The organism is Pseudomonas sp. BP01, from assembly GCF_022760795.1.
Classification (GTDB): Bacteria; Pseudomonadota; Gammaproteobacteria; order Pseudomonadales; family Pseudomonadaceae; genus Aquipseudomonas; species Aquipseudomonas putida_Q.
In genome coordinates, this window is record NZ_JAFBKA010000022.1 from 90,112 (window position 1) to 101,128 (window position 11,017).

Here is an 11,017-nt window from a genome sequence, read left to right on the forward strand (position 1 = left end):
AACATAGGCCAACCTGACCGCCAAAGCGGAATAACCTTATACAGAATTTCTGGATTGTACAGGTTTGCCTGACAGCGTAGTCTGCTAACAGCAAGGTTTGAAGAGGCCATCATGACAGTACCTATTGCCATCATCGGAGCCGGTATCGCCGGCTTGTCAGCCGCCCAGGCGTTGCAAAAGGCCGGGCAATCCGTGCATCTGTTCGACAAAGGCCACGGCAGTGGTGGGCGCATGGCCAGCAAGCGCAGCGAGGCCGGCGCGCTGGACCTCGGCGCCCAGTATTTCACTGCCCGTGACCGGCGCTTCGTCGAGCAGGTGCAACAGTGGGTTGCCGCCGGCTGGGCCGAGCAGTGGAAGCCACAGCTGTACAACTACCGTGATGGCGAGCTCACCCCCTCCCCTGACGAACAGACCCGATGGGTAGGCGTACCACGCATGAGCGCCATCACCCGTGGCCTGCTCAAGGATGTGACGGTGAACTTCGGCTGCCGTATCGCCGAAGTGTTCCGTGGCAAGCAGTACTGGCACCTGCAAGACACCGAAGGCTGCAGCCATGGCCCTTACAGCCGCGTGGTGATCGCCGTGCCGGCACCGCAGGCCACGCCACTTCTGGCCTCCACCCCGAAATTGGCCGCCGTGGCTGCGGGCGTGCAAATGGAACCTGTATGGGCTGTCGCGCTGGCCTTCCAGACACCTTTGGACACCCCGATGCAAGGCTGCTTCGTGCAAGACAACCCGCTTGACTGGCTGGCCCGTAACCGCAGCAAGCCCGGCCGCGACGAGCAACTCGATACCTGGGTGCTGCACGCCACGTCTGACTGGAGCCGGCAGCACATCGACCTGCCCAAGGAAGAAGTGATCGAACAGCTGTGGGGCGAGTTCGCCGAGCTGGTCGGTTGCGTGGTGCCGGCCCCCACCTTCGCCCTGGCTCACCGCTGGCTCTATGCGCGCCCCAGCATCAATCATGAGTGGGGCGCACTGGCCGATGCCGACCAAGGGTTGTACGCCTGCGGCGATTGGTGCCTGTCCGGGCGCGTAGAAGGCGCCTGGCTCAGCGGCCAGGAAGCGGCGCGGCGACTGCTCGAACACCTGGAGTAATGTAGCGTTATACACAAATTCTAGTTTGCATAACTTCCCGGCTGTGCTGGAATAAACTTGTACAAAATTTTATATTCGTACAGGTTTACCGGAGGCAGCCATGCACGACCTTTCAGCCCACAGCAAGCCGCGTATCGCCATAAGCGCCTGCCTGACCGGGCATAGTGTGCGTTACAACGGCGGGCACAAAGCCTCAGACCTGTGCCGTACGCAACTGGATGCTCATTTCGACTGGCTGCCGGTGTGCCCGGAAGTCGCCATCGGCCTTGGCGTACCGCGCGACCCGATCCGCCTGGTCGGCAACCCCGAACGACCGGAAGTGGTCGGCACCCGTAACCCTGGCATGGACCTGACCGGCCCGCTACGCAGCTATGGCGTGCAGATGGCCGCCGAGCTCGACAGCATCTGCGGCTATATTTTCATGCAAAAGTCGCCCTCCTGCGGCCTGGAGCGGGTCAAGGTGTATCAGGACAACGGTCATCCGGCCATCCAGGGGGGGCGCGGCGTGTATGCCCAGGCCTTCTGCGCACAACGCCCGGACCTGCCAGTAGAGGAAGAAGGTCGCCTGCATGACCCCGTGCTGCGCGAGAACTTCATCAGCCGCGTGTACGCCTACGCCGACTGGCAGCGCCTGCTGGCCGGGGGCCTTACTCGGGGAGGCCTGGTGCGCTTTCATTCGCGTTACAAGTACCTGGTGATGGCCAACAACCCCCAGGCCTACCGCACGCTGGGCCGCCTGCTCGGCAGCATGAGCAAGGATGACGACCCACAAAGCATCGGCCCACGCTACTTCAGTCAGCTGATGCAGGCCTTGCGCCGCTGCGCCAGCCGCGGCACCCACTGCAATGTGCTGCAGCACCTCAGCGGCTATTTCAAGGACAGCCTGACGCAACAGGACAAAGCCGAGCTGCAGACAATCATCAGCCAGTACCAGCAAGGCGTGGTGCCGCTGGTAGTGCCGCTGACCCTGCTCAAGCACCATTTGCGCAAGCACCCCGACCCGTATCTGCTGCAACAGGCCTACCTGCAGCCGCATCCGGAAAGTCTGGGCTTGCGCAATGCAGTCTGACACCTTGCTCCCCATCGGTGAACTTGCCCGTCGCACGGGCGTAAACCCGGTCACCCTGCGCGCCTGGGAGCGCCGGTATGGCCTGCTCAAGCCGCAACGCACCGCAAAGGGACATCGCCTGTACCCGCTGGACCAGGTTGATCGGGTCGAGGCAGTCCTTGGCTGGCTGCAGCGTGGGGCATCGGTCGGGCAAGTACGCGAGCTGCTCGACAAACCCTCCAGCACGCTGCCCAAAGGTGACTGGCAGGCCCGGCAATTTCAGCTGATCGAAGCCATTGCCAGCCTGTCACAACGCGCCCTTGACCAGCAGCTCAACCAGGCCATGGCCCTGTACCCGGCCGTTACCCTGTGCGAACAACTGCTGCTGCCGCTGCTCGACCTCCTCGACCTGCGTTGGCGCAATTACTTCAATGCGCAGCTGGAACAGGTGTTTTTCCACAGTTGGCTACGCAGCAAGCTAGGTGCCCGGGTCTACCATGACAACCAGTTGCTGCAGGGGCCTGCGGTGTTGCTGGTGGAAGACAGCGAACGTGCCTTCAGCCCCGGTTTATGGCTATGCGCCTGGCTGTTCACCAGCAACGGGTTCCCGGTCGAGGTGTTGGAGCACCCCGTTGCCGGCCCGCACCTGCAACGCGCCGTCAGCACACTCAGCCCCCGCGCCGTGCTGCTGCACCTGGGGCCCCGCATCGATGGCAAGGCGCTGCAACGCACCCTGCACAACCTGCCCATGATAATCCTGGCCGGTGGCCCGATGCTGTTGCTGCATGAAAAGCAGCTGCGTGCCCTCGAGCTGCCCAACCTCGCCCTCTTCGAAACCCCACAGGTGGCACTGCGCCTGCTTCAAGCCCAAAGCGGCCACCCTGTAGAGATGAATGCCCCATGCACCTGACCTGGCTGCGCAGCGACCTGCGCATCGATGACAACAACGCACTCAGCGCCGCCACCGAGCGCGGGCCGACCATTGCCCTGTGGCTGGTCAGCCCCGGGCAATGGCAAGCCCATGATGACGCCGCCTGCAAAGTCGATTTCTGGCTGCGCAACCTGCACGACCTGCGCCAGTCGCTGGAAGGCCTGAATATCCCGCTGCTGATCCGCAAGATCGACACTTGGGACCAGGCACCACAAGCCGTGCTTGAGGTATGCCGCCAACATCAGGTGGCAAGCGTTCACTGGAACGAAGAGTACGGCATCAACGAGCAGCGCCGCGACGATGCCACCCGGGCCCTGCTGGAAAAGTCGGGCATTCAGGCACACATCCACCTCGACCAGCTGTTCTTCCGCCCGGGCACCATCCTGACCCGCAGTGGCGACTACTTTCAGGTATTCAGCCAGTTCAAGAAAACCTGCCTGGCGCACCTGCACCGCAGCCTGCCTGCCATGGCCCACCGGGTTAAGCGCCAGGCACCGCTGCAAATCCCCAGTGACCCTGTTCCGCAACACGTGGACGGTTTTGCAACCCCCGCGCGCGCCTTGCGTGAACATTGGCCAGCGGGTGGAGCCGAGGCGCAGCGGCGGCTGTCCCGCTTTCTCGACGAAACCATCAATGACTACCAGCAACTGCGTGACCTGCCTGCCAAACCGGGTACCAGCCAGCTTTCGGCGTACCTGGCCGCCGGGGTGATCTCGCCCCGGCAGTGCCTGCACGGTGCCCTGGCCAGCAACCGGGGCGAGTTCGACAGTGGCAGTACGGGCGTGCAGACCTGGATCAATGAGCTGCTCTGGCGCGAATTCTACAAGCACATCCTCAGCGGTTATCCACAGGTCTCGCGCCACCGCGCCTTCCGCGCCCAGACTGAAGCCCTGCCTTGGCGCGATGCACCGGCCGACCTCGAAGCCTGGGAACAGGGCCGCACGGGTTTCCCGATTATCGACGCAGCCATGCGCCAGTTGCTGCACACCGGATGGATGCATAACCGGCTGCGCATGGTGGTGGCCATGTTCCTCAGCAAAAACCTGCTGATCGACTGGCGCAAGGGCGAGCGGCATTTCATGCGCCACCTGATAGACGGTGACCTGGCTGCCAACAATGGCGGCTGGCAGTGGAGCGCCTCCACCGGTACCGACGCAGTACCCTATTTCCGCATCTTCAACCCTGTTTCACAGTCCCAGCGGTTCGATCCACAAGGGCATTTCATTCGGTACTGGTTGCCGGAGCTACATGACCTAGATGAGAAAACTATCCATGAACCGATGAAATCCAGGGATCTATTTGCTAATAATTTGTATCACAGTCCTATGGTCGATCTCAGCAGCAGTCGCCAGCGTGCACTGGAAGCCTTCAAGGGCCTTCCACGCCGGCAGGATTAGAGGGCAACGTCTTGAATGACTCACGAAGTTTTTGGGTTACGGGCGCCAGCAAGGGACTAGGTCTGGCTTTGGTGGAACGCTTGCTCGAACAGGGCCATCGCGTTGCCGCCAGTGCTAAGGAAAGCGAGGAATTGAATACATTGGCAGCACAACATGGTCGGCGTTTTTTGCGCCTGCCATGGCTGTTGCATGCCGAACCCGACGCAGCCGATGCCTGCCAGCAGATATGCCATGCCTGGTGCTCGCTGGATGGCTTGATCATCAATGCCGGGACCAGCGATTACCTGCCGGACGATGTAGCAGACAGCGAGCTGTTCGAGGCCATAGGCACTACCAACCAGCTGGCAGTTGAGCTTTGCCTGACCAAAGCGCTGCCTTTGCTGGCGAAGGGCAATTCGCCGCAGGTGATGGCGTTGTTCAACCGTTATTCGGCGTTGCAGCTGTATGCACCGACACAGGTCATTGCGGGCTGGAACAACCTCCCGCAATGGATGCGTGAGCAACGCAAAGGTCTGAAGGAGCTGGGTATCGAGCTGACCGTAGTGGCGCCACAGTCGCTGAAGGTGCCGGTGACGTCGGTGCAGGCGATACCGGAGCAATGGACGCCACAAAGTGTTGCACAAGAGTTGTTGCGTCGGTGGCCGCAGGCTGAACCGGAACTGGTTCTGGAGACCCTGGACGTCAGTAGCCTGTGGCCGTTGACGCGCTAATACCTGAAAACAGCGTTAGCTTCTTCGCGGGCGCGCCCGCTCCCACAGGAATACCCAGATCTTGAATGCTGCAGTATCCCTGTGGGAGCGGGTTTATCGAAGCGTCGAACCGCCGCGAAGACGCCGGCGCAGGCGAACTCAGAGCGCCATGCGGTAATGGAGGCTGTAGCTCTCAACCCCATCGTTGGGCTCTTTGATACCCGCGTTGGAGTAATGGATCGCCCGCACCCCAATCTCATGCCCGCCGGCAAAGCGCAAACCAAAGCCGATGCGGTCCTCGAACTGGAATGCCGAGCCTAGCTCGTTGCTTTCCAGCTCGGTGCTGGAGAACGCCGCCACACCGATCCCCGCTTCGATGTAGGGCTTCACCGACTCCCCGGCAAATTCATAGACGAACACTGGCGCGAACGACAGGCTATGGTTGCTCGCCGTCTCGTCACCCTCCCAATAGGTGTAGGCTCCATCCCAGTAGCCGGTCAGCCGACCGACGCTGGTCTGCCACCAGCTCGCGTCCCAGTTCGATTGCAGCCCCAGCCGATAGACCATGGTCGAGTCACCGGTCTGCCCCACCGAAAACGAAATGTCGGCAGCCTGTGCCGACATCGCTTGACCCAAAGTAAAGGCGGCAGCCGCCGCCAAGCCGAGCAGTTTCCTCATAAGAAACATCCTTCTTCCTGATGCTGTTATTAGTGTCCGCCTCAAGCAGGCAAGCGGTAGAAAGCAGAAGTGGAACGATAGTTCAGCTGTTTTTCACGTTTTTTTCACAACGCAAAGCTTTGCACATCGTCGGACTTCTGCCACAGCACAGGTAGGATTTTTCTGAGGGTTTCAGGGTCAGCGCTGGTCCAGAAGCGGGCGTCGCCGGCCGGGCCGTCGGCTAACAGGTCATTGGCACCCAGCAGCCTTTGCAACTGACGCGCCACCGCGGCGCCGGTGTCGATGATCGCCACATCGGCTGGCACAAGTTGGGCCAGTAACGGGCGCAAGAAAGGGTAATGGGTGCAGCCGAGGATCAGCGTGTCGCAGCCGGCGGCCAGCAACGGCTGCACATAGCCCTGCAGCATCTGGCGCAGCGCCAGGCTGGCCAGGTCACCGGTCTCGATCAGCTCGACCAGCCCCGGGCAAGGTTGCGTAATAACCTGTACGTCGTTGGCGAAACGGTCGAGCAAGGCTGCGAACTTGGCGCTTTGCAAGGTACCGGTGGTTGCCAGTACACCGACTACGCCCGAGCGGGTGGCGGCCGCAGCAGGCTTCACGGCCGGCTCCATGCCCACCAGCGGCCAGGTCGGGTACAGCTCGCGCAAGTCAGCCACTGCCGCCACCGTGGCGGTGTTGCACGCCAGGACCATGGCCTTGGCGCCTTGCGCATGAAAGAACCCGGCAATGTGCCGGCAGCGCTCGCGGATATAGTCCGGAGACTTTTCACCGTAAGGCACATGGCCGCAATCGGCCACATACAGCAGCGTCTCGTTGGGCAGCAGGCGCTGGATCTCGGCGAGTACCGACAAACCGCCGACCCCCGAGTCCATCACGCCGACCGGCGCCGAACGCTCAGCCATCGCGCTTGCCGCAAACTGCGCACGCCGGGTCGCGCTTGACGCGCAGCTCGCGGATACGGGTGCCGAGGGCATCGATCAGCAGCAGCCGGCCCACCAGCGGCTCGCCGAAGCCGGCCAGCAGTTTCATGGCCTCCAGCGCTTGCAGGCTGCCCACCAGACCCACCAGTGGCCCGATGACGCCAGCTTCGCTACAGGTCAGCTCATCTTCACTGCCATGCCCATACAGGCAGTGGTAGCAGGGGCTGTAGTCGCGCCGAGGGTCGAACACCGACAGCTGCCCTTCCAGGCGGATCGCCGCGCCGCTCACCAGGGGTTTGCCAGCAGCCACACAAGCAGCGTTGACCGCTTCACGGGTAGCAAAATTGTCGGAGCAATCCAGCACCAGGTCGACCGCCGCCACAGCAGCAGCGAGCGAGTCTTCATCCAGAGCCTGGCGATGGGCAACCAGGCCGATCTCCGGGTTGATCGCCTGCAAGCGCTGCAGGGCTGAATCGACCTTGCTCATGCCGACGCTGGCACTGTCGTGAATCACCTGGCGTTGCAGATTGGTCAGGTCGACGGTGTCGAAGTCGGCCAGGTGCAACTCACCTACCCCGCCGGCAGCCAGGTACAGCGCAACCGGAGAGCCCAGGCCGCCGAGCCCCACAATCAGCGCCTTGCTCTGCTTGAGCCGCAGTTGGCCGTCGATGTCGATCTGGGCCAGCAATACCTGCCGGCTGTAACGCAGCAGTTCCTGATCACTCAGCATGGCAGGCGCCCCAGGGTAATACGTTCATGGCCGCCCAGGTCCGTTCGGCTGGCGACCTCGATAAAGCCTTGCTCAGCCAGCAAGGCGCGTACCGCCGCTGCCTGGTCGTAACCATGCTCCAACAGCAACCAGCCACCCGGCAACAGGTGCGCGGGGGCCTGGGCAGCAATCACGCGCAGGTCGTCCAGGCCATCGGCGCCGGCCACCAGCGCACTGCTGGGCTCAAAGCGCACGTCACCGGCCACCAGGTGCGGGTCTGCGGCGGCAATGTAGGGCGGGTTGCTGACAATCAGGTCGAAACGCTCGCCGGCCAGGCTGCCGAACCAGTGGCTGACCCGCACCTGGGCGTTGCCCAGGCCCAGGCGCTGGCGGTTGCGCTCGGCCAGGGCAGCGGCTTCTTCCACCCGGTCAACCGCAGTCACCTGCCAGGCCGCGCGGTCGCTGGCCAGGGCCAGGGCAATCGCACCGGTACCGGTGCCAAGGTCGAGGACCTTGGCTGGCGAGGCGGGTTGCAGCTCGAGGGCCGTCTCGACCAACAGTTCGGTATCCGGCCGCGGGATCAGGGTATGCGGCGCCACTTCCAGGTCGATCTTCCAGAAGCCCTGCTGCCCGAGGATGTAGGCCACCGGCTCGCCGCCACGGCGACGCTGCAGGTAATCGGCGTAGGTCTGGGCATCTTCGCTGCTGACGATTCGCTCGGGCCAGGTGTGCAGGTAGCTGCGCGACTTGCCGATGGCAGCAGCCAGCAGCAATTCGGCATCCAGCCGCTCGGTGGGCGATTCGGGCAACTGCGCGTTGCGCAGCAAGCTGGCGATGATGGTCATCAGTCCCCCAGGGCAGCCAGTTGGTCGGCCTGGTATTCGGCCAGTAGCGGTTCGATCACTGCGTCCACGCCACCGCTGAGGATGTCGTCCAGCGAGTACAAGGTCAGATTGATACGGTGATCGGTCACCCGGCCCTGTGGATAATTGTAGGTGCGGATGCGCTCGGAACGGTCACCGGAGCCCACCAGCAGCTTGCGCTCGCTGGCAATGGCATTCTGTGCTGCGCTGGTCTGCATGTCGTTGAGCTTGGCCGACAGCCAGGACATGGCACGGGCGCGGTTCTTGTGCTGCGAACGCTCTTCCTGGCATTCGACCACGATACCGGTGGGCAAGTGGGTAATACGGATCGCCGAGTCGGTCTTGTTCACGTGCTGGCCACCCGCGCCAGATGCACGGTAGGTGTCCACGCGCAGGTCGGCCGGGTTGATTTCGATGGCTGCTTGTTCGTCCGGCTCGGGCAGCACCGCCACCGTGCACGCGGAGGTGTGCACGCGGCCCTGGGATTCGGTTTCGGGCACGCGCTGGACGCGGTGTGCGCCAGACTCGAACTTGAGCTTGCCGTAGACGTTCTCACCCTCGACACGGGCGATGATTTCCTTGTAGCCGCCGTGCTCGCCTTCGTTCTCGGACAAGATCTCCAGGCGCCAGCCGCGTTTTTCGGCGTAGCGCGAATACATGCGGAACAGGTCGCCGGAGAAGATCGCCGCCTCGTCGCCACCGGTCCCGGCGCGAATTTCGAGGAACACGTTGCGGCCGTCGTTGGGGTCTTTGGGCAGCAGCATGCGTTGCAGCTTCGCCTCCAGCGTCAGCAGCTGTTCCTTGGCTTCACGCACTTCTTCCACGGCCATTTCGCGCAGGTCCGGGTCGCTGTCCTTGAGCAGCGCCTGGGCGCCTTCAAGGTCGCCCTGGACTTTGCACCACTCTTTATAAGCAGCGTAGACCGGCTCGACCTCGGCGTATTCACGGGAATACGCGCGAAAGCGCGTCTGGTCGGAAATGACCTCGGCATCACCGAGCAGGGCGGTGAGCTCTTCGAAGCGGTCCTGGAGGATATCCAGTTTGTTCAGCAGCGACGCTTTCATTGCGGGGATTTGTCCGTGGAGCCCTCGTTGAGGGCAAAGAGTTCCTGGGCCATGGCCAGCGCATCGAGGCGGCCCTCGGCCGAGAGCTTTTTCAATTGCACGCTGGGCGCATGCAGGAGTTTGTTGGTCAGTCCCCGGGCCAGCTGGGCCATTACGTCCTCGGGGTTGCCGCCGTTGGCCAGCAGGCGCAGGGCCTTTTGCAGTTCGTCGTCGCGCAGGCGCTCGCTCTGCTGGCGGTAGGCCTTGAGCACGTCCACCGCAGCCAGTTCACGCAGGCGCAGCATGAAATCTTCGGCACCTACCGATACCAGCTCTTCGGCAGCCTGGGCTGCGCCCTGGCGGCTCTTGAGGTTTTCCGCCACCACGTCGTGCAGGTCATCGACAGTGTACAGGTAGACGTCGTCCAGCTCGCCGACTTCAGGTTCGATGTCACGCGGCACGGCAATGTCGACCATGAAGATGGGCTTGTGCCGTCGCTGTTTCAGCGCACTCTCGACCGCGCCTTTGCCCAAAATGGGCAGCTGGCTGGCGGTGGAACTGATGACGATGTCGCTGTTGGCCAGTTCCTGGGGGATGTCGGCCAGCAGTACGGCGTGTGCGCCAAACTGCTCGGCCAGGGTACTGGCCCGCTCCAGGGTACGGTTGGCCACGACGATACGCCGCACGCCTTGCTCATGCAGATGGCGAGCGACCAGGGTGATTGTTTCGCCCGCCCCGATCAACAAGGCCTGGCTTCGTCCCAGGTCGCTGAAGATCTGTTTGGCCAGGCTGACCGCGGCAAACGCCACCGATACCGGGTTTTCACCGATGGCGGTGTCGGTACGCACCTGCTTGGCAGCACTGAAGGTGGCCTGGAACAGGCGCCCGAGCAGCGGGCCGACGGTACCGGCCTCGCGCGCTACGGCGTAGGCGGACTTCATCTGGCCGAGGATCTGCGGCTCGCCGAGCACCAGCGAGTCCAGGCCCGAAGCCACGCGCATCATGTGCTTAACGGCATCGTGCTCTTCATGCACGTAGGCACTGGCGCGCAGCTCGTCCAGGCTGAGGCGGTGATAGTCGGCCAGCCATTGCAGCACGGCGTCGGCGGACAGGTGGTCCTGCTCTATATAGAGCTCGCTACGGTTGCAGGTCGACAGGATCGCCGCTTCGCGGCTGGACGTCAGTCGGCAGAGCTGCTGCAGGGCGTCTACCAGCTGCTCTGGGGTAAACGCCACGCGCTCGCGTACGTCTACCGAGGCAGTCTTATGGTTGATACCAAGTGCAAGAAAGGCCATGCAAGGTCGCTGGTTGTGACGGGAAGCCGATAATTGTCCTCTTTCGCAGGTTTTAGAACAACCACCGTTCGCTATTGCGCTGATAGCGCCGCGGCTATCGCCGCTCGCGGGCCAGTATGAGCGTTGAGTTCAGCTCTCACTCCCGCTTTTGATCTGGCGTTTGATCTGCTTTTGATCTGGCTTTTGATCTGGCTTTTGATCTTCGCGACTTCAGGAGGTCGAACGCAGGCCTTGCGAAGGGAGGTGACGGGCATGGATGCCCGTCAAGCGCTGGGCCCCAGGATGGGGCCTGCAGCGCGGTCCTCCCGGGAGCGAGGCCGGAGTGAGGGAACCCCGGAGCGCAGCG

General features: G+C 62.8%; 11 protein-coding genes. 5 read left to right on the forward strand and 6 right to left on the reverse strand.

The features are described from left to right. Positions 1–111: 111 nt before the first annotated feature. The 5 genes from JOY50_RS19545 to JOY50_RS19565 all read left to right on the forward strand — a co-directional run bounded on the left by JOY50_RS19545 (position 112) and on the right by JOY50_RS19565 (position 5,184). Entirely contained in the window at positions 112–1,098 is a 987-nt protein-coding gene (locus JOY50_RS19545) for an NAD(P)/FAD-dependent oxidoreductase (protein ID WP_132846683.1), read from the forward strand. Between the two features lie 100 nt (positions 1,099–1,198). Further along, entirely contained in the window at positions 1,199–2,167 is a 969-nt protein-coding gene (locus JOY50_RS19550; RefSeq protein WP_132846684.1) for a DUF523 and DUF1722 domain-containing protein, read from the forward strand. After that, a complete protein-coding gene (locus tag JOY50_RS19555) occupies positions 2,157–3,056 on the forward strand; it encodes a MerR family transcriptional regulator (protein WP_132846685.1) in 900 nt (299 codons plus the stop codon). Before JOY50_RS19550 ends, JOY50_RS19555 begins: the two co-directional genes overlap by 11 nt. Further along, positions 3,047–4,474 (forward strand): deoxyribodipyrimidine photo-lyase, encoded by a 1,428-nt coding sequence (phrB, locus tag JOY50_RS19560; RefSeq protein WP_243055661.1) that lies wholly within the window; start codon positions 3,047–3,049, stop codon positions 4,472–4,474. Before JOY50_RS19555 ends, phrB begins: the two co-directional genes overlap by 10 nt. An 11-nt stretch (positions 4,475–4,485) precedes the next feature. After that, a complete protein-coding gene (locus JOY50_RS19565; RefSeq protein ID WP_243055662.1) occupies positions 4,486–5,184 on the forward strand; it encodes an SDR family oxidoreductase in 699 nt (232 codons plus the stop codon). 138 nt (positions 5,185–5,322) lie between these two features. Here the strand turns inward: JOY50_RS19565 and JOY50_RS19570 are convergent, their stop codons facing one another. The 6 genes from JOY50_RS19570 to hemA form a co-directional block, all read right to left on the reverse strand. Next, entirely contained in the window at positions 5,323–5,841 is a 519-nt protein-coding gene (locus tag JOY50_RS19570; RefSeq protein ID WP_026034358.1) for an acyloxyacyl hydrolase, read from the reverse strand. A gap of 104 nt (positions 5,842–5,945) precedes the next feature. Beyond that, the gene (gene murI / locus JOY50_RS19575) at positions 5,946–6,743 is read right to left on the reverse strand and encodes a glutamate racemase (protein ID WP_243055663.1); all 798 of its coding nucleotides are present in this window, start codon (positions 6,741–6,743) and stop codon (positions 5,946–5,948) included. Then, complete coding sequence (locus JOY50_RS19580; RefSeq protein ID WP_138737451.1) at positions 6,736–7,491, reverse strand: molybdopterin-synthase adenylyltransferase MoeB; 756 nt, start codon at positions 7,489–7,491, stop codon at positions 6,736–6,738. The genes murI and JOY50_RS19580 overlap by 8 nt, the downstream gene beginning before the upstream one ends. Next, on the reverse strand, positions 7,485–8,315 hold the full coding sequence (prmC, locus tag JOY50_RS19585; RefSeq protein WP_243055664.1) for a peptide chain release factor N(5)-glutamine methyltransferase: 831 nt from the start codon (positions 8,313–8,315) through the stop codon (positions 7,485–7,487). The genes JOY50_RS19580 and prmC overlap by 7 nt, the downstream gene beginning before the upstream one ends. Then, positions 8,315–9,397, reverse strand: a complete 1,083-nt coding sequence (prfA, locus tag JOY50_RS19590) for a peptide chain release factor 1 (protein ID WP_016501505.1) — start codon at positions 9,395–9,397, stop codon at positions 8,315–8,317. Before prfA ends, prmC begins: the two co-directional genes overlap by 1 nt. After that, positions 9,394–10,671, reverse strand: a complete 1,278-nt coding sequence (gene hemA, locus JOY50_RS19595) for a glutamyl-tRNA reductase (protein ID WP_019470509.1) — start codon at positions 10,669–10,671, stop codon at positions 9,394–9,396. The genes prfA and hemA overlap by 4 nt, the downstream gene beginning before the upstream one ends. Positions 10,672–11,017: the final 346 nt, after the last annotated feature.